At 72.9% G+C, this 20,925-nt stretch carries 18 protein-coding genes; 11 read left to right on the forward strand and 7 right to left on the reverse strand.

The features are described 5' to 3' along the window. Nucleotides 1-2 precede the first annotated feature (2 nt). From OG933_RS27665 to OG933_RS27690, 6 genes are all read left to right on the forward strand, one after another. Complete coding sequence (locus OG933_RS27665; protein ID WP_405629324.1) at nucleotides 3-854, forward strand: serine hydrolase; 852 nt, start codon at nucleotides 3-5, stop codon at nucleotides 852-854. 57 nt (nucleotides 855-911) lie between these two features. After that, nucleotides 912-1,970 (forward strand): esterase-like activity of phytase family protein, encoded by a 1,059-nt coding sequence (locus OG933_RS27670; protein WP_405629326.1) that lies wholly within the window; start codon nucleotides 912-914, stop codon nucleotides 1,968-1,970. Between the two features lie 130 nt (nucleotides 1,971-2,100). Beyond that, nucleotides 2,101-5,865: an ABC transporter ATP-binding protein gene (locus OG933_RS27675; protein ID WP_405629327.1), complete on the forward strand. Its 3,765-nt coding sequence runs from the start codon at nucleotides 2,101-2,103 to the stop codon at nucleotides 5,863-5,865. Nucleotides 5,866-5,979: 114 nt separating this feature from the next. Continuing rightward, nucleotides 5,980-6,105 carry a hypothetical protein gene (locus OG933_RS27680; RefSeq protein WP_362525509.1) on the forward strand — a complete coding sequence of 42 codons (126 nt, stop codon included), beginning with the start codon at nucleotides 5,980-5,982 and terminating at the stop codon, nucleotides 6,103-6,105. 138 nt (nucleotides 6,106-6,243) lie between these two features. Further along, nucleotides 6,244-6,591: a hypothetical protein gene (locus OG933_RS27685; RefSeq protein WP_362525582.1), complete on the forward strand. Its 348-nt coding sequence runs from the start codon at nucleotides 6,244-6,246 to the stop codon at nucleotides 6,589-6,591. 109 nt (nucleotides 6,592-6,700) lie between these two features. Then, on the forward strand, nucleotides 6,701-8,131 hold the full coding sequence (locus OG933_RS27690; protein WP_405629328.1) for a S28 family serine protease: 1,431 nt from the start codon (nucleotides 6,701-6,703) through the stop codon (nucleotides 8,129-8,131). A gap of 294 nt (nucleotides 8,132-8,425) precedes the next feature. Here the strand turns inward: OG933_RS27690 and OG933_RS27695 are convergent, their stop codons facing one another. Then, on the reverse strand, nucleotides 8,426-10,210 hold the full coding sequence (locus tag OG933_RS27695; RefSeq protein ID WP_405629330.1) for a glycoside hydrolase family 3 protein: 1,785 nt from the start codon (nucleotides 10,208-10,210) through the stop codon (nucleotides 8,426-8,428). A gap of 454 nt (nucleotides 10,211-10,664) precedes the next feature. After that, the gene (locus OG933_RS27700; protein ID WP_362525500.1) at nucleotides 10,665-11,573 is read right to left on the reverse strand and encodes a LysR family transcriptional regulator; all 909 of its coding nucleotides are present in this window, start codon (nucleotides 11,571-11,573) and stop codon (nucleotides 10,665-10,667) included. An 87-nt stretch (nucleotides 11,574-11,660) separates the two neighbouring features. On the opposite strand from OG933_RS27700, the gene OG933_RS27705 reads away from it, so the two are divergent. Genes OG933_RS27705 through OG933_RS27720 form a run of 4 tightly spaced genes read left to right on the forward strand, consistent with a single transcriptional unit; the run spans nucleotide 11,661 to nucleotide 15,044 of the window. Continuing rightward, nucleotides 11,661-12,785: an EamA family transporter gene (locus OG933_RS27705; protein WP_405629331.1), complete on the forward strand. Its 1,125-nt coding sequence runs from the start codon at nucleotides 11,661-11,663 to the stop codon at nucleotides 12,783-12,785. Nucleotides 12,786-12,790: 5 nt separating this feature from the next. Further along, nucleotides 12,791-14,062, forward strand: a complete 1,272-nt coding sequence (gene aroA, locus OG933_RS27710) for a 3-phosphoshikimate 1-carboxyvinyltransferase (RefSeq protein WP_405629333.1) — start codon at nucleotides 12,791-12,793, stop codon at nucleotides 14,060-14,062. Continuing rightward, complete coding sequence (locus OG933_RS27715) at nucleotides 14,059-14,691, forward strand: GNAT family protein (protein WP_362525494.1); 633 nt, start codon at nucleotides 14,059-14,061, stop codon at nucleotides 14,689-14,691. Before aroA ends, OG933_RS27715 begins: the two co-directional genes overlap by 4 nt. Continuing rightward, the gene (locus tag OG933_RS27720) at nucleotides 14,688-15,044 is read left to right on the forward strand and encodes a hypothetical protein (protein WP_405629334.1); all 357 of its coding nucleotides are present in this window, start codon (nucleotides 14,688-14,690) and stop codon (nucleotides 15,042-15,044) included. Before OG933_RS27715 ends, OG933_RS27720 begins: the two co-directional genes overlap by 4 nt. A 99-nt stretch (nucleotides 15,045-15,143) precedes the next feature. Here the strand turns inward: OG933_RS27720 and OG933_RS27725 are convergent, their stop codons facing one another. Beyond that, complete coding sequence (locus OG933_RS27725) at nucleotides 15,144-16,139, reverse strand: LysR family transcriptional regulator (RefSeq protein ID WP_405629335.1); 996 nt, start codon at nucleotides 16,137-16,139, stop codon at nucleotides 15,144-15,146. Nucleotides 16,140-16,190: 51 nt separating this feature from the next. Between OG933_RS27725 and OG933_RS27730 the strand changes: the two genes are divergently transcribed. Then, nucleotides 16,191-16,790 (forward strand): alpha/beta hydrolase, encoded by a 600-nt coding sequence (locus OG933_RS27730; protein ID WP_362525488.1) that lies wholly within the window; start codon nucleotides 16,191-16,193, stop codon nucleotides 16,788-16,790. Here the strand turns inward: OG933_RS27730 and OG933_RS27735 are convergent. The 4 genes from OG933_RS27735 to OG933_RS27750 form a co-directional block, all read right to left on the reverse strand. Then, nucleotides 16,777-18,114: an MFS transporter gene (locus OG933_RS27735; RefSeq protein WP_405629337.1), complete on the reverse strand. Its 1,338-nt coding sequence runs from the start codon at nucleotides 18,112-18,114 to the stop codon at nucleotides 16,777-16,779. The two genes, OG933_RS27730 and OG933_RS27735, sit on opposite strands and share 14 nt — an antisense overlap. Before the next feature lie 338 nt (nucleotides 18,115-18,452). Next, nucleotides 18,453-19,241, reverse strand: a complete 789-nt coding sequence (locus OG933_RS27740) for a sugar phosphate isomerase/epimerase family protein (RefSeq protein ID WP_362525483.1) — start codon at nucleotides 19,239-19,241, stop codon at nucleotides 18,453-18,455. 55 nt (nucleotides 19,242-19,296) lie between these two features. Next, a complete protein-coding gene (locus OG933_RS27745; protein WP_405629339.1) occupies nucleotides 19,297-19,680 on the reverse strand; it encodes a hypothetical protein in 384 nt (127 codons plus the stop codon). Beyond that, nucleotides 19,677-20,723 carry a LacI family DNA-binding transcriptional regulator gene (locus OG933_RS27750; RefSeq protein ID WP_054240106.1) on the reverse strand — a complete coding sequence of 349 codons (1,047 nt, stop codon included), beginning with the start codon at nucleotides 20,721-20,723 and terminating at the stop codon, nucleotides 19,677-19,679. Before OG933_RS27750 ends, OG933_RS27745 begins: the two co-directional genes overlap by 4 nt. Nucleotides 20,724-20,925 lie beyond the last annotated feature (202 nt).

Raw genomic sequence — 20,925 nt, forward strand, 5'->3', positions numbered from 1 at the left:
TCATGACTCACCGGACACGAAGAAGCAGAAGACTGCTCGGCGCCGGGCTCACCGCCGGCGTCCTCATAACCGGGGTGGCGGCCGCCGCGCCCGCCGCGGCCGCCACCCCCACCGTGAGCTGTACGTCGGCCAAGGCCGGGCTCGCGGCCAAGCTGAAGAAGGACATCACCGCCGCACTGGCGAACCGCAAGGGCACGGTCGCCGTCGGCCTTTACGACCGCACCACCAACACCACCTGCACCCTGCGCGCCTCCACCGCCTTCGACTCGGCCAGCGTCGTCAAGGTCACCGTCCTGTCCGCGCTGCTGTGGGACGCGCAGAAGACCGGCCGGGCGCTGACCAGCCGTGAGAAGACCCTCGCCACGGCCATGATCACCAAGTCGGACAACGCCTCCACCTCCACCCTGTGGAAGCAGCTCGGCACGACGAAGATCAAGAACTTCCTGACGGCCGCGAAGATGACGCAGACCAAGCCGGGCGCGAACGGCTACTGGGGCCTGACCCAGATCACCGTCACCGACCAGCAGAAGCTGCTGAAGCTGCTGACCGCCAAGAACACGGTCCTGACCGACGCCTCGCGCGCCTACGTCAACACGCTGATGGGCAAGGTCGTCTCCGCGCAGCGCTGGGGCACCCCCTACGGGAGGCCGGCCGGGGTCAGCTGGCACGTCAAGAACGGGTGGCTGTCGCGCGCCACGCACGGCTGGCGGGTGCACAGCGTCGGCACCTTCAAGGGCGGCGGCCACGACTACGTCATGACCGTCCTCACCCACGGCAACAGCACCATGAACTACGGCATCACGACCATTCAGGGCGTCGCCAAGGTCATCCACAAGGACCTGGCCGCCTCCTGAACGAGCCTTTACGCGGTGTCCCACCGCACGTCACCGACCCGGCCTACGGTGACGCCCATGCGCCTGCGAACCGTACTCGCCACCCTCACCGCCGGCCTGGCGGCGGCCACCACTCTCACCGCCGCCGGGCCCGCGAACGCCCACCCGGCCACCGGCACAGCCACGCACGCCGTCGCCAACACGGCCACGGGCAAAGCCTGTTCACCGGCCGTCTCACTCGACGGCTTCTCCGACGCCCTCGACAAGACGACCTTCGACGGCACCTTCGTCGGCAACTTCTCCGCGCTCGCCCTGGACCGGGACGGCTCCCTCGCGGCCCTCTCCGACCGCTCCTCGCTCTTCGGCCTGGACGCGAAGACCCTCGCCCCGGAGTCGGTCGTCCCGCTCGCCGACGAGAGCGGCGCCGCACTCGACAGCGAGGGTCTCGCCATCGACGGTGACGGCACCCGTCTGATCACCTCCGAGACCGAGCCGTCCATCCGCCGCTACAGCCGCGACGGCAGGATCCTCGACCGCCTCCCGGTCCCGTCCTCGCTCCTCGTCGCCCCGGCCGGCCGCGCCACGTCCAACCAGACCTTCGAGGGCCTGACGCTGCTGCCCGGCGGACGGACCCTCCTCGCGTCGATGGAGTACGCGATCTCCGGCGACAGCGCGGGCATCGTCCGTTTCCAGACCTGGCGGCGGCAGCACGGCGGGTTCGCGCTCTCGGCCCAGTACGCCTACCGCGCCGACTCCGGCCTCGGTGTCCCCGAGGTCCAGGCCCTGCCCGACGGCCGGCTCCTCGTCCTGGAGCGCGGCTTCACCACCGGCGTCGGCAACACGGTCCGCCTCTACCTGGCCGACCCCCGCCACGCCACGGACACCGGCGGCATCCCGGACCTCACCGGCCAGGGCGGCGTGCGCCTGGTGAACAAGACGCTCCTCGCCGACATCGTGAACTGCCCGTCACAGGGAGCGACCGCCAAGCAGCCCCAGCCGAACCCGCTGCTCGACAACATCGAGGGCATGGTGATCACCGGCCGCGCCAAGGGCCGCCTGGAGGTGCTCCTGGTCAGCGACGACAACCAGAACGCGGCCCAGACGACCCGCTTCTACCGGCTGCGCGTACGCGTCTGACGACGTCCGGCCGCCGCTGACCGGCTGTGACCGTACGTCCCCGATTGTTGCGGAGGGATGAAATCCGCTTCCTTCGGCGTTGGTGCCTTCCGGCAGACCAGGACGACTGGGACGACAGGAAGGCGCCGGCGTGGCAGTGCAGCAGGGGGAGCAGCAGCGAGGCTGGGCGCGCAGACTGGCCGGGTACGCCTGGCGCCACCCGACGAACGTCGTGCTCGCGCTCGGCTCCTCGCTCGCCGGCATGGCCGTCCTGGCACTGGTCCCGCTGGTCACCAAGGTGATCATCGACGATGTGATCGGTGACCACAGCCGGGACATGGGCCCCTGGGCCGGAGCCCTGATCGCCGCCGCCGTCCTCGTCTACGTCCTCACCTACGTCCGCCGCTACTACGGCGGACGCCTCGCCCTCGACGTCCAGCACGACCTGCGGACCGAGATGTTCGAGACGATCACCCGCCTCGACGGCCGGCGCCAGGACGAGCTGTCCACCGGCCAGGTCGTGGGCCGCGCCACCAGCGACCTCCAGCTCATCCAGGGTCTGCTCTTCATGCTCCCGATGACGATCGGGAACCTGCTCCTCTTCCTGATCTCCCTGGTCGTCATGGCCTGGCTGTCCCTCCCGCTCACCCTGGTCGCCCTCGCCGTGGCACCCGCCCTCGCGTACATCGCCAGGCGCAGCCGTACCAAGCTCCACCCCGCCACCTGGTACGCCCAGGCCCAGGCGGCGGGCGTCGCGGGCGTGGTCGACGGAGCCGTCAGCGGTGTCCGGGTCGTGAAGGGCTTCGGCCAGGAGGACCAGGAGACCGGCAAACTGCGCGAGGTGGGCCGCCGGCTCTTCGCCGGCCGGCTGCGCACGATCCGCCTGAACTCGGCCTACACCCCCGCCCTCCAGGCCGTCCCCGCCCTCGGCCAGGTCGCCATGCTGGCGCTCGGCGGCTGGCTGGCCGTGCGCGGCCACATCACCCTCGGCACCTTCGTCGCGTTCTCCACCTACCTCGCCCAGCTCGTCGGCCCGGTACGGATGCTCGCCGTGGTCCTCACCGTCGGCCAGCAGGCCCGCGCGGGCACCGAACGCGTCCTGGAGCTGATCGACACCGAACCGTCGATGAAGGACGGCACCAAGGCACTGCCCGCGGACGCCCCCGCCACCGTCGAGTTCGACGACGTGACCTTCGGCTACGACCCCGGCCGGCCGGTCCTCGACGGCCTCACCTTCGAGATCCGCCCCGGCGAGACCCTCGCGGTGGTGGGCTCCTCCGGCTCCGGCAAGTCCACCGTCTCCCTCCTGCTGCCCCGCTTCTACGACGTCGGCAGGGGTGCCGTCCTCATCGGCGGCCACGACGTCCGCGAGCTCACCCTCGACTCGCTGCGGGCCGCGATCGGCCTGGTCCCCGAGGACTCCTTCCTCTTCTCCGACACCGTCCGCGCCAACATCGCGTACGGCCGTCCCGAGGCCACCCAGGAGCAGATCGAGGCGGCCGCCCGCGCCGCCCAGGCCGACCGGTTCATCGCCGAGCTGCCCCACGGCTACGACACGACGGTCGGCGAGCACGGCCTCACCCTCTCCGGCGGCCAGCGCCAGCGGGTCGCGCTCGCCCGGGCGATCCTCACCGACCCGCGCCTGCTGGTCCTCGACGACGCGACCTCCGCCGTGGACGCGGCGGTCGAGCACGAGATCCACGAGGCGCTGAAACAGGTCATGCGGGGCCGCACGACCCTGCTCATCGCGCACCGCCGCTCCACCCTCAACCTCGCCGACCGCATCGCCGTCCTGGACGCCGGCCGCCTCGCCGACCTCGGCACCCACGAGGAGCTCCAGGAACGCTCCGCGCTCTACCGCCGGCTGCTCACCGACCCCGACGAGCTCGGCGGGGTCTCGCCCGGCCACGCCCAGCCCTCCCCCACTCTCGACTTCGCTCGAGAGGGGGGATCCCCATCGCCCGGCGAGGACACCTCCGTCCGCGACGAACTGGACGCCGAGTTCGACGCCGAGCGCGGGGTGACCCCCCGGCTGTGGACCGGCGACCGGGAGCCGAAGGACACCGCCCTCTCCGGGATGCCGGCCACCCCCGAGCTGCTCGCCCAGATCGAGGCGCTGCCGCCGCTCGTCGACACCCCCGACGTCGACGAGCGGCAGGCGGTCCGGCCGGAGGCGTCCTACGGCCTGCGCAGGCTGCTGCGCGGCTTCGGCGCGCCCCTTCTCGTCAGCCTCGCTCTGGTCGCCGTCGACGCCGGGACGAGCCTGCTGCTGCCGGTGATGATCCGGCACGGCATCGACCAGGGCGTGACCCGGGCGGCGCTGGGGGCCGTCTGGGCGGCCTCGCTGCTCGCGCTGCTCTCCGTACTGGTGCAGTGGGTCGCGCAGACCGGTGAGATCCGGATGACCGGCCGCACCGGCGAACGCGTCCTCTACACCCTCCGGCTGAAGATCTTCGCCCAGCTCCAGCGGCTCGGACTCGACTACTACGAGCGGGAACTGACCGGCCGCATCATGACGAGGATGACGACGGACGTCGACGCCCTCTCCACCTTCCTGCAGACCGGCCTGGTCACGGCCTTCGTCGCGATCGTCACCTTCTTCGGCATCATGGGCGCCCTGCTGGTCATCGACATACAGCTCGCGCTGGTCGTCTTCGCGACGCTCCCGCCCCTGGTCGTCGCCACGTACTTCTTCCGCCGGGCGAGCGTGAAGGCGTACGAGCTGGCCCGCGAGCGGGTGTCGACGGTCAACGCCGACCTCCAGGAGTCGGTGTCCGGGCTCCGGATCGTGCAGGCCTTCGGGCGCGAGCGGGACGGCGCGGCACGGTTCGCGGAGCGCAGCGACAGCTACCGCCAGGCGCGCATCCGGGGCCAGTGGCTGATCTCGATCTACTTCCCGTTCGTGCAGCTGCTGTCGTCGGTCGCGGCGGCGGCGGTGCTGATCGCGGGCGCCGGCCGGGTGGACGCGGCGACCCTCACCACCGGTGCGCTGGTCGCGTACCTCCTCTACATCGACCTGTTCTTCGCCCCCGTCCAGCAGCTCTCCCAGGTCTTCGACGGCTACCAGCAGGCGACCGTCTCCCTGGGCCGGATCCAGGAGCTGCTCCGGGAGCCGACCTCCACGAAGTCCGCCGACGAGCCGGAGGAGGTCCTCTCGCTGCGCGGCGAGATCGCCTTCGAGGACGTGCACTTCCAGTACGGCTCCGCCGACGAGCCCGAAGAGGCCCTGACCGGCATCGAGCTGCGCATCCCGGCCGGCCAGACCGTCGCCTTCGTCGGCGAGACCGGCGCGGGCAAGTCGACCCTGGTCAAGCTGGTGGCCCGCTTCTACGACCCCACCGGCGGCCGGGTCACCGTCGACGGCACCGACCTGCGCGCCCTCGATCTCACCTCGTACCGCCACCGGCTGGGCGTCGTCCCGCAGGAGGCGTATCTCTTCCCCGGCACCGTCCGCGACGCCATCGCCTACGGACGGCCCGACGCCACCGACGCCGAGGTGGAGGCGGCGGCCAGGTCGGTCGGCGCGCACGAGAGGATCGCCACCCTCGACGGCGGCTACCTCCACGAGGTCGCCGAGCGCGGCCGCAACCTCTCCGCCGGCCAGCGCCAGCTGATCGCGCTGGCCCGCGCCGAACTCGTCGACCCGGACGTCCTGCTCCTCGACGAGGCGACGGCCGCCCTCGACCTGGCCACGGAAGCCCAGGTCAACCAGGCCACGGACCGCCTCACCGGCCGCCGCACCACACTGGTCGTGGCCCACCGCCTGACCACCGCCGCCCGAGCGGACCGCGTCGTGGTGATGGATCACGGCCGGGTCGTCGAGGACGGCACCCATGACGCCCTCCTGGCCCTGGACGGCAGGTACGCCCGCCTCTGGCGCACCTTCGTCGGCGAGGACGAGCCCGCGGCGGTGTGAGGCGCCGCTCTGGTGGCCGGGTGGCCTTGGCGGCGGGTCGGCGCGCCGGACGGAGTCCGGCCGTCGTCCCGAAGCCCGGGAGGCCCGCCAGGGCCGAGCGGTGTGAGGGCGACAGTGGGAGGTTCAGCCCACGGCCGGGTCGTCGAGGACGGGACCCATGACGCCCTCCTGGCCCTGGACGGCAGGTACGCCCGCCTCTGGCGCACCTTCGTCGGCGAGGACGAGCCCGCGGCGGTGTGAGGGCAACCATTCGGCGTGTGTCGTGCGTCCGTACATCAGTACGGCGATCGTGAGTACGGCGGACGTGGGAGGGGCGGGTCTGTGGGCACAGGTGCGAGGAGCGTGGCGGTCCGGCGGCTGGTGCTCGGGCTGGTCGTGATGATCGTGTCGGCGCTGCTCGCCGTCGTCGCGCCGGGCAGCGCCCATGCCGCTACCTCCGCCGGGTCCTGCCCGGGCCGCAAGGTGCGGACCCTTCCCTTCTCCACCGGCTCCGTGCTGGTCTACAAGGGCAGCGGCTACGTCTGTGCCGTCACCGTCCAGAAGAACCCCGGCACCAAGCGGCTGATCTCGGTGAGCGTGCAGGCGCGCGGCCATGTCGCCGTGTCGAAGTCGCGGAAGGACACGCGCAGTTCCCCGCCGGCCAGGGTCTACGCCGGGCACCGGTGTGTGCGGGTGACGGGCGCGGTGGCCGGCGGTTCGTACCGCTCGGGCTGGATTCTCTGCTGAGCCGACCCGCGACGTGACGGCGCGGTACGTCAATCCCCTCTGGTGTGACGGGTGTTGCTCCGATAGCTTCCGGCGACGCACATCTGTCTCACAGGGAGGGTGCACGCGCATGCGCAAGGCGCTCAGATGGCTGCTGGCGCTCACGGTGCTCATAGGCACCTTGAGCACGGTGGCCACGGCAGGGGCGGCCACCGCCGCCGAGCCCAAGGCCACCGCCGGCACGGACATCAAGGACCGGCTCCTCGCCGTACCCGGTATGAGCCTGGTCGAGGAGAAGCCGTACCCCGGCTACCGCTACTTCGTCCTGAACTACACCCAGCCGGTGGACCACCGGCACCCCGCCAAGGGCACGTTCCAGCAGCGGATCACCGTGCTGCACAAGGACACCGCGCGCCCCACGGTCTTCTACACCGGCGGCTACAACGTCTCCACCACCCCCAGCCGCCGCGAGCCCACCCAGATCGTGGACGGCAACCAGGTCTCCATGGAGTACCGCTTCTTCACGCCTTCCCGCCCCGACCCGGCCGACTGGTCCAAGCTGGACATCTGGCAGGCGGCGAGCGACCAGCACCGCATCTTCAAGGCGCTGAAGAAGATCTACACCAAGAACTGGATCTCCACGGGCGGCTCCAAGGGCGGCATGACGGCGACGTACTACGAGCGCTTCTACCCCAAGGACATGGACGGCGTGGTGGCCTACGTGGCCCCGAACGACGTCGTCAACGACGAGGACTCCGCCTACGACCGCTTCTTCGCGGGCGTCGGCACCAAGGAGTGCCGCGACCGTCTGAACGCCGTACAGCGCGAGGCGCTGGTGCGCCGTGAGCCGCTGGAGAAGAAGTACGCGGACTACGCGGCGGCGGAGGGCTTCACCTTCACCACCATCGGCAGCCTGGACCGCGCCTACGAGGCCGTCGTACTCGACTACGTCTGGGGCTTCTGGCAGTACAGCCTGCTGTCCGACTGCGAGTCGATCCCGGCCGACGCGGCCACGGCGACGGACGACGAGATCTGGACGTCCATCGACGCGATCTCGGGCTTCTCGTTCTACACGGACCAGGGCCTGACCCCGTACACCCCGTACTACTACCAGGCGGGCACCCAACTGGGCTCCCCCACCATCCACTTCCCGTCCATCGAGAAGAAGTACATCCGCTACGGCTACCAGCCCCCGCGGAACTTCGTCCCGCGTGACATCACCATGAGGTTCCAGCCGTCGGCGATGCGCGACGTCGACACCTGGGTGAAGCACAACGCCCATCAGATGCTCTTCGTCTACGGCCAGAACGACCCGTGGGGCGCGGAACGCTTCCGGCTCGGCAAGGGCGCGAAGGACAGCTATGTCCTCACGGCCCCCGGCCTGAACCACGGCGCGAACGTCGCCGGTCTGGTCGCCGACCAGAAGGCGCTGGCCACGGCCCGGATCCTGGCCTGGGCGGGCGTCGCGCCGACCGCCGTCTCGCAGGCCCGGCCGCTGGCGAAGTTCGACGCGAAGCTGGACGTCCGGGACGTGGAGCGGGAGCCCGCGCTGCGTCCGTGACACCCACCGACTCGCCGCGCACAGCGGCCCCGACGGCCGGCCGGCTCACATACCGGTCGGCCGTCGTGCCGTTCACCGGTGGTGCGCAGTCCCGCCCCATCCCTCGAGCTGTGTAGCCGACCCGCGCGCCCTCTCCCGGGCGGCGACCACGTTGGAGACGGTCCGCATGGACACGGGGGCCGATCGGGTTCTCGGGGCAGCCGGCATCAGCCGTTCACGCCGGCCGGGCGCACGCAGGCCGCGCGGGAGGCTTTGCGCGTGGTGCGGGGGACACGCCCGGCGGTCGGCGTACGCCTAGTACGTCAGGCCGTGCCCGATCGGATACAGCACCTGCGTCGGATCGTCCGCCCGCCGCACGGGCACCGGCAGCTTCCCGCGCGGCCCGACCACCCCGGCGATCACCCGGGCGGCGGCCCGCAGTTCGACGTCGGTCCAGCAGTAGGCGGCCAAGCAGGCGCGAACGAAGGGGAGTTGGGCCACGTCGTACGGGTTGCGGACGGCCACCGCCACCACCGGCCGTCCGGTCGCCGCCAGTTGCCGCACCAGCGTCCGCTGTGCGTCGGCCGCCGTGACGTTGTAGGTCGCGACCACCACGGCGTCCGCCCCGCCCGCGGCCGTCACCGCCCCGGCGATCGTCTCGGCCGACGGGGCCATGCCCGTGGCCAGGGCCGTCGCCCTGAACCCCAGTGCGGTGAGGGCGCCGGCCAGGACACCGGTGGGCGGGCCCGTGGTGCCGGTGGGGGAGGCCGGGTCGGCACCGACCACCAGGAGCCGGGGGTGGGTCCGGGGCGAGAGCGGCAGCAGCGGTCCCTCGTTGACCAGCAGCGTCGTGGTCCGCTCGGCGATCCGGTCGGCCGCGGCGAGGTGCTCCGGCGCCCCGACCGTCCGCCCCGCGTCGGCCGGGCTGACGTACGGCTCGTCGAACAGACCCAGCCGTGCCTTCAGCCGCAGGATCCGCAGGACCGACGCGTCGAGCCGCCGCTCCGCGAGCTCCCCGTCCTGGACGGCCTTCAGGACGGCGTTCCAGGCCACGTCCAGGTCCGGCGGGTTGAGGAGCTGGTCGACACCGGCCTTCAGCGCGAGCACCGGCACCCGGTCGTCGCCGTACTTGGTGCGCACGCCCGCCATGTCGAGGGCGTCGGTGACCACGACCCCGTCGTAGCCGAGCCTCTCGCGCAGGATGCCGGTGACGATCGGACGGGAGAGGGTGGCGGGGTCCCCGGAGGCATCCAGGGCGGGGACCAGGATGTGCGCGGTCATGAGGGAGTCGACGCCGGCCGCGATCGCCGCCCGGAAGGGCACCGCGTCCAGCGTCTCCCACTCCTCGCGCGAATGGGTGATGACGGGGAAGCCGGTGTGGCTGTCGACGGCGGTGTCGCCGTGCCCGGGGAAGTGCTTGGCGGTCGCCGCCACTCCCGCCGCCCGGTAGCCCTCGGCCTCCGCCGCGACCAGGGCGGCCACCGCCGCCGGGTCGGCGCCGAAGGAACGGACGCCGATGACCGGATTGGCCGGGTTCACGTTGACGTCGGCGACGGGGGAGTAGTTCTGCCGGATGCCCATCGCCCGCAGCTCACGGCCGGCGAGGCGGCCGAGGGTACGGGCGTCGGCGCGGCTGCCCCCGGCACCGATCGCCATGGCGCCCGGGAAGAGCGAGGCGGGGCGGCCCACCCGGCAGACGGCACCGTGCTCCTGGTCGGTGGAGATCAGCACCGGCAGGCCGCGCGGCTGTTGGAGGGAGGCCCGCTGGATACCGTCGGAGAGGTCCGCGATCTGTTGCGGGTCCCGGGTGTTGTGCGCCCAGGCGAAGTAGATGATCCCGCCGAGCCGGTAGCGGGCGAGCAGCTCGGCGGCCGTGCGTACGCCGAGTTCGCCGAGGTTGGCGTCGACGTCGGCCTGGTCGGGCGCGGTCGCCGAGTGGCCGTACACCCGCGAGACGAAGAGCTGGCCGACCTTCTCCTCCAGGGTCATACGGGCGAGGAGTTCGTCGGGACGACGGTCGTCCGCGTGCGCCGGACCGCCGGCGGCGAGGGCGGCGGTGACGCCCGCGCCGGCGGCGAGGACGGTGCGTCTGGAGGGCATGTGCGCTCCTTCCGGTGGGGGGCCGGTGGCGCACGCTACCCGCGGAAGGCGCCGTCATCGGCGCATTGGAGGGGGGCGCGCCGATGACGGCTCGGCCGCCGGGCCGCGGGTGCGGCGGAGAGGGTGGGTCAGCGATCGCAGCCAGCAGCGAGGGCCGACACCGCACCGAGGTGACTCGTCCGACAGCTTGGAAGTTGGACGAGTGGAGTTCGAGCAGGGTTCCCGGTCGCACCCCGTTTCACGGAAGTCGGTACGGGCGCGGCAGGAGGGACCGATGGGACGGCCGCCCGAGCCGGGACCGTTGCCGCCGGACCGTCGGGGGCGGGACCGTCCGGCGGGTGGTTGCCGGGCGCCGACGGTCCGGTGCGTGGTCACGCCGGGTACGACCATGCGGCTCGGGCGCCGGTGCGCGGAGCCGGGGCCGATGACCCGTGGGCCGGTGGGCCCGCGTTGGTCAGTGCGCCGACGCCCTTGGCCACTCCTCCCGCAGTACCCGTACCGCCTCCGCGATCGCCGGACGCCGGGCCGCCCCCGTGCGCCACAGTGCGTACAGCCGGCGTACGGGCGTCGGGTCGAGCGGGACCTCCACGACGCCGGCCGGCAGCGGGCCGCGCCCGAGGCGGGGGATGAGCGCGACTCCGAGACCGGCGGCCACCAGGGCGACGAGGGTCGGATTCTCCTCGGCCGTGTGGACGAGGTCGGGCTCGTGCCCCGCCGCCCGCAGCGTGCGCACCAGCCAGTCGTGACAGACCCGGCCCGGCGGCTGGCAGATCCACCGCTCGCCGCCCAGCTCCTCCCGCCGTACGCCCGTCCGCCCCGCGAAGGGGTGCGCCTCGGGCACCAGCAGATCGCACGCGTCGTCGCCGATCACCGCGTGCTCGACACCCGCCGGGGCGGGCAGCGGCACGATGTCCCAGTCGTGCGCGACGGCGAGGTCGACGGCCCCCTTCGCCACCAGGTCCACGGACAGGTGCGGGTCGACCTCGGTGAGCCGGGCGTCCAGGGCCGGGTGCCGACGGGCCAGGTCGGCGAGGACGGACGGCAGCAGTCCGCGCGCCGCCGAGGCGAACGCGGCGATGGTCAGCCGCCCGGCCGGCACCCCGCGCCGCTCCTCGAGCCCGGTCTCGGCCCGCTCGACGATCGCCAGCAACTCCTTCGCCGTGGCGGCGAGTTGAAGCGCCTCGTCGGTGAGCCGGATGCCGCGCCCCGCCCGTTCCAGCAGGACCGTCCGGGTCTCCCGTTCCAGCTTGGTGATCTGCTGGGAGACCGCCGACGGGGTGTAGCCGAGGGCGGCGGCCGCGGCGCCCACGGTGCCGTGGACGGAGACGGCGTGCAGGGCGCGCAGTCGCTGGAGATCGAGCACCGTGGGTCCAATCGGTAGCGTTCCTTCATCCCACCATGCAGCAATCATCGCTGGTGCTTCACGGTCCGGGCGGATGATCCTCGGCGCATGCGCCCCACTCACCTCGCCCTCGCCGTCCTCGTCGCCGCCGTCTGGGGTGTGAACTTCACCGTCGTCGAGATCGGCCTCGGTCACTTCCCGCCGCTGCTCTTCTCGGCCCTGCGTTTCCTGGTGGCGGCACTGCCCGCGGTGTTCTTCGTGGGCCGCCCGAAGGTGGCCTGGAAGTGGATCGTGGCGGTGGGTCTGGTGCTGGGGGTGGCGAAGTTCGGGCTGCTGTTCGTCGGCATGGACGCGGGCATGCCGGCCGGCCTGTCGTCGCTGGTCCTCCAGATCCAGTCGGTGTTCACGGCCGTCATCGCGTTCGCGGTGCTCGGCGAACGCCCGACCCGGGTCCGGCTGCTGGGCATGGCCGTGGCCCTCGCCGGGATCGGGGTGGCCGCGGCCGACGAGGGCGCCTCCGGTTCGCTCGGCGCGTTCGCGCTGGTCATCGCGGCGGCGGCCTGCTGGGGCGCGTCGAACGTCCTCACCCGCAAGGCCTCCCCGCCGGACCCGCTGAACTTCATGGTGTGGGTGAGCACGGTCCCGGTGCTGCCCCTGCTCGCCCTCTCCCTGCTGACCGAGGGCCCGTCGCGGGACCTGGCCGCGCTGCGCGCGCTGGACTGGCAGGGTGCCGGCACGCTCGGCTATGTCGCCTGGGTCACCACGGTCTTCGGCTTCGGCGCCTGGGGCTGGCTGCTGCACCGACACCCGGCGTCCACGGTGGCCCCCTTCTCCCTCCTGGTCCCGGTCTTCGGCATGACGTCGGCCGCCCTGTTCCTCGGCGAGCCGGTGAGCGGCCTGCGCTGGTGCGCGGCGGCGCTGCTGGTGGGCGGGGTGGCACTCACCTCGCTCGCACCGGCCGCCCCGTCTGCCGTCCCGTCTGCCGTCCCGTCTGCCGTCCCGTCTGCCGTCCCGTCTGCCGTCCCACCGGCTGCCCCATCGGCTGTGCAACCTGCCGCTCAACCCGCCGACCAGGCCCCTGCTCAACCTGTTGCTCAACCCGCCGACCATGCCCATGCCCAACCCGCCGACCAGCCCGCTGTTCCACCTGTTGTTCAACCGGAGGAAACCGCCTGGACCTCCGTCCATCCCGTGGACGTACCGGCGCCGGAGCGGACCGGCGCGGGATCATGAGGGGCATGGCCCTCGTCGACATCCCCGGTTCCAAGTCCCTCACCGCCCGCGCCCTGTTCCTGGCGGCGGCAGCCGACGGCGTCACCACCCTCCAGCGCCCCCTTCGTTCCGACGACACCGAGGGGTTCGCCGAGGGCCTGACCCGGCTCGGCTACCGGGTAGGACGGACGCCGGACGCCTGGCAGGTCGACGGCCGCCCGCAGGGCCCGGCGCTCGCCGAGGCCGACGTCTACTGCCGGGACGGCGCGACCACGGCACGCTTCCTGCCGACCCTCGTCGCCGCCGGCCACGGCACGTACCGCTTCGACGCCTCCCCGCAGATGCGCCGCCGCCCCCTCCTCCCGCTCACCCGCGCCCTGCGCGACCTGGGCGTGGACCTGCGGCACGAGGAGGCGGAGGGCCACCACCCGCTGACCGTGCGGGCGTCCGGCGTCGAGGGCGGGGACGTGGTGCTGGACGCCGGCCAGTCCTCCCAGTACCTGACCGCCCTCCTCCTGCTCGGCCCGCTCACCCGCACCGGCCTGCGCATCACGGTCACCGACCTGGTCTCGGTGCCGTACGTCGAGATCACGATCGCGATGATGCGGGCGTTCGGGGTGGAGGTGGGGCGCGAGGGGAACACGTACGTCGTCCCGCCGGGCGGCTACCGGGCCACGACCTACGCGATCGAACCCGACGCCTCCACCGCGAGCTACTTCTTCGCGGCTGCCGCGCTGACCGGCGGCGAGGTGACCGTGCCGGGCCTCGGCGAGCGCGCGCTCCAGGGTGACCTGGGATTCGTGGACGTACTGCGGCGGATGGGCGCCCGGGTGGACGTCGGCGCGGACCGTACGACCGTGTCCGGTACCGGTGAACTCCACGGCGTCACGGTCAATATGCGGGACATCTCCGACACCATGCCGACCCTCGCCGCGATCGCCCCCTTCGCCTCCGGGCCCGTACGCATCGAGGACGTGGCGAACACGCGGGTGAAGGAGTGCGACCGCCTGGAGGCGTGCGCGGAGAACCTCCGGCGGCTGGGCGCCGAGGTGGCGACCGGCCCCGACTGGATCGAGATCAGGCCCGGCGCGGCCGGTTCTCGTGCGGGCGGTTCCCTCACGGGCGCCGACATCAAGACCTACGGCGACCACCGCATCGTCATGTCCTTCGCGGTGGCCGGACTGCGCGTCCCCGGAATCTCGTTCGACGACCCCGGCTGTGTCCGCAAGACTTTCCCCGGATTCCACGAGGCGTTCGCGGAACTGGCGAAGGTACTGCGGAAGGACAGCGACGGGTGAGTTTCAAGCTGGAGGGACCGGTCCTCGAAGGCGCGCTGGTGCGCCTGGAGCCGCTGGAGCAACGGCACACGGCCGAGCTGGCGGTGGCGGCGGAGGAGAACCGGCAGACGTACGACTTCACCTGGGTGCCGAGGGCGCACGAGGTCGGTGACTACGTCGACGCCCAGCTCGCCCGCGCGGCGACCGGCAGACTCGCGCCCTACGCCCAGATCTCCCTCGCCTCCGGCCGGGCGGTCGGCGCGACCTCGTACTGGGAACCGCGTTCCTGGCGGAGCGACGAGCAACTGGACGCCGTCGAGGTCGGTTTCACCTGGCTGGCCGGTTCCGCCCAGGGCACCGGCATCAACGCCGAGGCCAAGCTCCTCCTCTTCCGGCACGCCTTCACGCAGTGGGGCGTGTCCCGGGTGGACCTGAAGACGGACGCCCGCAACACCCGCTCCCGCGCCGCCATCGCGAGCGTCGGCGCCCGCTTCGAGGGCGTCCTGCGCAACTGGTCCCGCTCCTGGGCGCCGGGGGAGGACGACCGCCTGCGCGACTCCGCGATCTTCTCCATCACGGCGGAGGAATGGCCCCGGTGCGAGCGGCGGCTGGTGGAACGGGTGGCGGGATTCCCGTCGCGCGCGCGGTGAGCGCCGCCAGGAACGCGGCACGGCGGTTCGTCCGGCCCGGGGAGGTGCTGTCCTCGGCCCTGGAAACCGTCGTCACGGCCGGCAGCGTGCTCCTCTGGTACGCCCTCGCCATGCTCCTGTACCTGGAGAACCAGGCGCGGGAGCCCTGGGACCCGGACCTTCCCCGTCAAGGCCCCCTCCTCCTGCTGGCCTCCGTGGCCGGTGCGTCGCTGCTGCTCAGCCGGGCGCTGCGCGCCCTGCCGGCCGGCCGCACCGGTCGGCTGGGCGGCGTCCTCGACCGGGTGGCCCTGGCCCGGGGGGCCGCGGTGGCCGTGATCTGGGTGACGCTGGTCGTCATCGCCGTCGTCACCTGACACAAGACCCCGGGACCTGGCACAAGACCCTCGGGACCTGGCACAAGACCCCCGGGACCTGGCACAAGACCCCCGGGACCTGGCACAAGACCCCCGGGGTCATGCCGGTGGGCGGGCGGCAGCCTTACGCAGTTCCTCCCGCACCGCCGCGACCACCGGATCCCGCTCCGCCCCGGCCCGTACGGCGACGAAGACGTTCCGGGACGGCGGCTCGCCGTGCGCCGGGCGCAGCACCAGTTCCCGGTGGGTGTACAGCGACCGCACCAGCCGGGGCACCAGCGCCACCCCCTGCCCGGCCTCGACCAGACCCGCCAGTGCGGCCCAGTCGTTCACGTCGTGCCGGATGTCGGGCGTGAACCCGGCCGCCGCGCACACCGAACGGGTCACCGCCCCGCAGCAGCTGAGGGCGTTGCCGACGATCCAGACGTCCGTGGCCAGCTCCCGCAACGGCACCTCGGCGCGCTCCGCGAGGGGGTGGTCGGGCGGGAGGGCGAGGTCCAGGACGTCCGTCAGCAGGTCCTCGCGGGTGTAACGCCGGTCGGTGTGCGGGGGAGCGGCCGCGAAGTCGACGGCGACGGCCACGTCGACCTGCCCGCCGTCGAGCGCGGTGAACAGATCCGGCGGCTCCGCCTCCACGACGTCCACGCGCAGATGCGGAAGCCGGTTGCGCAACGCCCGCAGCGCGGCCGGCAGCAGCCCCAGGATGCCGCTGGAGAAACAGCCGACGGTGACCGAGCCCCGCCCGCCCTCCCCGTACGCCGCCAGGTCGGCGCGGGCCCGCTCCAGTTGGGCGGCGATGACCTCGGCGTGCGCGAGCAGGACCCGGGCCTGACCGGTGAGGCGTACGCCTCTGCCGTCCCGTTCCGTGAGCGGCACGCCCAGCTCACGGGCGAGGGCGGCGAGCTGCTGGGAGACCGCCGAGGGCGTGAGATGCAGGGCCTCGGCCGTCCGCGCGAGGCTGCCCCGGCGCTCCAGCTCGCGCAGGACGGTCAGGCGGCGCAGGTCGACGGAGAAGGCCGCGTCCAGAGGCCGGCCCGGCGGCTGACTCGCGGGCCGGCTCGACGGCTGGATTAAGGGCTGGCTTACGGGTTCCACCGGAAAAGATTAACTGGACCTTGCGTGACGGGATCGGAAATCATCGGACCCATGACCACGCGCTCCTGTCTCATCCTCCACGGCTGGCAGAACCACCGTCCCGAGGACCATTGGCAGCACTGGCTCGCGGACCGACTCACCGAGCTCGGCCACGAGGTCGTCCACCCGCAGCTGCCCGACCCGGACGACCCCGACCTGGAGGTGTGGCTGACCGAGCTCGCCCGCCACCTCGACGGGCTCGCCGCCGGCTCCGAGCGGGTGGTCGTCGCCCACAGCCTCTCGGTCCTCCTCTGGCTGCACGCCGTCGCCCGCGACCTGCCGGGACTCGCGGGCGTCGACCGGGTGCTGCTGGTGGCTCCGCCGTCCGGCTCGGTCCTCGCGCGGTATCCGGAGGTCGAGGGGTTCCGGCTCACCGGGAACCTCCTCGGGCGGCTCGACGGCCGCCCGCTCCCGCACCCCACCCGGCTCGTCGCCGGGGACGACGATCCCTACCTCCCGGAAGGCCTGCAGGCGGCCTACGGCGACTTGCTGGGCCTGACCGCCGAACTCCTCCCGGGCGCCGCCCACCTCGACCTGGACGCCGGTTACGGCTCCTGGCCGTCGGTGCTGGAGTGGTGCCTGGACGGGGAGGCGAAGCTCAGGGTGCGGTAGCGGGCGGCGCGGCGGCCGGCGGTGCCGTGACCGGTGGGGTGACCGGTGGCGTGGCGGGCGTGAGGGCCTGCGGCCCCGGGGCCTGCGGATCGGCGCCGGCCGCGCGGCCGCCCCGCAGCTCCTCGGTCGTCGTCCCCACCGCGGTGACCGCCGCCAGGCACAGCAGGCCGCCGGTGATCAGCGCGGTCGTGCCCGAGGTCCAGCCGGCCACCACACCGCCGCGCAGGTTGCCGAGGTTGGGCCCCGCCTGGCCGACGATCGCCTCGGCCGCCGTCACCCGGCCCAGCAGGGCGTCCGGGGTGCGGGTCTGCACGATCGTGGCCCGGGACAGCACCGCCACCGAGTCCGCGGCACCGGCCACCGCCAGCATCCCCAGGCCCGCCCAGGCGCTGGTCGTCAGGCCGAAGAGGGCGAGGGCCGTGCCCCAGACGCCCGCGGAGCAGAGCATCACCGGGCCGGGGCGGGCGAGCCGGGTGACCGGTCCGGAGAGGGCGGTCGCCGCCACCCCTCCCACGGCGAGCGCGGACAGGAACAGACCGAGCGTGCGCGGGTCGCCGCCGAAGCGTTCCTCGTTGACGAGCGGGAACAGACTGGCCGGCATCGCCAGCACGGTGGCGGCCAGGTCGACCAGCAGCGCGCCGCGCACCGCCCGGTGACCGGTCAGGAAGCGCAGGCCGTCCAGCACGCCCTGGACACCGGGGCGGGACTTCTCGCCCTCGGGCGGCAGCGCGGGCAGTCCGTAGGCGCCGTAGAAGGCCATGCCGAAGGTGAGGGCGTCCACCAGGTAGCAGACGCCGACGCCCCACCAGCCGAGCACGACACCGGCGACGGCCGGGCCGAGCAGCATCATCGCCTGGCCGGTGACCTGGTTCAGGGCGAGACCGGCGGCCACCTGGTCCTTGGGCAGCAGCCGGGGCAGGAACACGCCCGCCGCGGGCGCGCCGATCGCCCCGAACGACGACTGCACCGCCACCAGGGCCAGCACGACGGCCACCGGCACCTGCCCGGTGAAGCCCTGCACGGCCAGCAGGACGGAACAGACCGCCGAGCCGACGGTGCTCAGGAGATACGCGCGCCGCCGGTCGGCCCGGTCCACCCAGGCACCCGCGAACAGCCCGACGCCGATCATCGGCAGCGCCTGCGCCAGCCCGACCGCACCGCTCCAGACCGAGCTGTGGGTCGTGTCCCAGACCTGGTACATGACGGTGACCATGGTCATGAAGCTGCCGAGCGTGGACACCGTGCGCCCGATCAGCAGCCGCCGGAAGACGGGAGAGGAACGCAGAGGACGAACGTCGACCAGGGCCCTGGACAGAAGACTCATGACACGACGACGGCGCCGCACGCCGCTGGCTGCTGATACACGGCGCGGAGGCTAACCCGCACCCCACCCGAGGTGCCACTCGATTACCCGGCCCCACACGCCCTGCGGGGCGCCGGGCCGACTGCCGACCTCGCCGCCAGACCGTACGCACGCCGGATCCGCGCACCTGCCGGACGGCCGGGCCGCAGGTCTTGCTCGGCGCCAGGCCACAGGCCGGGCCGTACGTCCCGCCGGATGTGGGCCGGACACGGGCCGCGCACCCTGCCCGACGCCCGGCGCACGCCTTGCCGGGGATCAGCCCGAACGCCCTGCCGGGCCTCAGCCCGAACGCCTCGTTCTCACGCGGAGTCGTTCAGCAGGCGGGCGAGATGTTCGCGCCCGGCGTTCAGCAGTCCGGGCAGTGGCTCGGCGTTCTCGTACCAGCGCCGCTCGTACTCCCAGCACAGCCATCCGTCCCAGCCGTGCCGGGTCAGGACCTCGACGCAGTCGGCGAGCGGCAGCACCCCGGCGCCGAGGGCCAGCGGGGTGCTGTCCTCGGCCGAGGCGATGTCCTTGACCTGCACGTATCCGAGGTACGGCGAGAGCGCCGCGTAGGTCTCCTGCGGCTGCTCGCCGCCCAGCCAGGTGTGCATGACGTCCCACAGCGCACCGACCTGCCGATGCCCGACCAGGCCGAGCACACGGATGGCGTCCGCGCCGGTGCGGTGCGAGTCGTGGGTCTCCAGCAGGATGCGTACGCCGAGGTCGGCGGCGTACTCGGCGGCCGTGCCGAGCCGCCGGGCGGCGATGGCGTCGGCGTGCTCGTCCTCGCCGCCGGGAAAGACCCGGACGAAGGGCGCCCCGAGGTCGTGGGCGAGGTCGACGAGCCTGCGGATCTCCTCGATCACGAGCTCGTCGTCGCCCGGCGCGGCGACCCGCGGGTAGCCCGCGAGCCCCAGGATCTCGACGCCCGCCGCCTTGAACGCGGCGGCGGCGTCGGACCGTTCGTCCGGACTCAGCCCCGGATGAACCGGTTCCTCCGGATGGGCGCGCAGCTCCACGCCGTGATACCCGTGCGCGACCGCGAGCCGCAGCACCTCGGGCAGGGGAACACCGGGAACACCGAGGGTGGAGAAGGCGAGCTTCATGGTCACCACTGTCACCCCGGTACGGGGTTCGGGTCCAGTGGAGGCCGCCGACGCCTCACCCGGGGGCACAGGCGCGGAACCGGCGCAGCAGCTCCCGTCCGGCCGTGCTCTCCGCTTCGAAGTCCTGGTGCCGCTGCTCCTGCGTGACGTCGCGCCCCCAGAGCCGGGCTCCGTTGCACCGGAAGCAGAACGCGATCTCGAAGAGCGGCTCGGGGTCGGTGTCGTCGTAGGCGCGGATGCCCCAGCCGGGGAGGAAGCAGCGGTATTTCGGGCTGTCCGGGAGCTCGCCGACCAGGCGCAGGAGCTGCCGTACCTCCTCCCCTGCCCAGACCTCGACGACGTCACCGGCCAGATCCCGCGAGGTGAGGTGCCTGGCGGGATCGCCGATCCGGACGACCTCGATCAGCTCGGTCCGGTCGTGCGCGAGGGGCAGCCTCACTCCCGCGGCGCTCCGGAGGACCCCCGCACCATCAACTCGCCCCGTACCGTGGCGATCCCGCCGGGCGGCGGTTCCTCGCGGCCCATGGCGATGCGTCCCGCCCGCGCCCCCGCCTCGGCCAGCGGCAGCCGTACCGTCGTGAGGGAGGGCACCACGTCGATGCTGAAGGGGAGGTCGTCGAAGCCGGCGACCGAGACGTCGTCCGGGATCCGCAGACCGGAGTCGCGCAGCGCCGCGCAGGCGCCCAGGGCGACGGAGTCGTTGGCGGCGACGACCGCCGTCAGGGAGGGGTCCCGGCGCAGCAGTTCCAGCGTCGCCTCGTAGCCGGCCCGGCGGTCGTACCGTCCGTGCACGGTCCAGCGGGGGTCCTCCTCGATGCCGGCCGCGGCCAGCGCCGCCCGGTGGCCCTCCAGCCGGTGCCGGGTGGTCGTCCGCTCCTCCGGGCCCGCGATGTAGCCGAGCCGCCGGTGCCCGAGCCCGATCAGATGCTCGGTCAGTTCCCGCCCGCCCCCGCGGTTGTCGAAGGTCAGCGCGATCGCCGCGGTCTCCGGGGCCGGCGGTCGACCGCACAGCACGATCCGTGTCCCGGCCTCGCCGAGTCGGCGCAGTTTCGCCGCCACCGCCGCCGCGTGCGGCTCGTTCTCCATGGCTCCGCCGGTCAGCACCACGGCCGCGGCCCGCTGCCGCTGAAGGAGCGTCAGGTAGGTCAGCTCGCGCTCCGGCGAGCCCCCGGTGTTGCAGACCACCGCGAGCCGTTCGCCGCCGGCCCGCCCGCCCGGTCCCCCGATCTCCGACTGGATCGCACTCGCCATGATCCCGAAGAAGGGGTCCGCGATGTCGTTCACCAGAATGCCGACCAGGTCGGACGTCGCCGCGGCGAGTGCGCTCGCCGGCCCGTTCAGTACGTAGTCCAGCTCGTCGACCGCCCGCAGCACCCGCTCCCTGGTGGTAGCGGCGACGGGGTAGTTCCCGTTCAGCACGCGCGACACCGTCGCGGGCGAGACCTGCGCGCGGGCCGCCACGTCCGCCAGGGTCACCGTCATTTCGTCTGTCCTCCGGTCACGCATCTCGTCGTACGTCGTCGTACGCCCTGGTAGACAGCTGCCTCGAGGGCTTGGTTCCGGGCGTGTCGAGCAGACCTTACGGCCCAGGACCCCCGCTGTTCGCCCCCTCGAACAACTCGAGATGGACACGGTCTTGTCCGGACCGCTGGTCAGAGGCTAGCTTCTCCTTGTATAGAAAGCG

The organism is Streptomyces sp. NBC_00016 (assembly GCF_045040885.1).
GTDB lineage: Bacteria > Actinomycetota > Actinomycetes > Streptomycetales > Streptomycetaceae > Streptomyces > Streptomyces coriariae.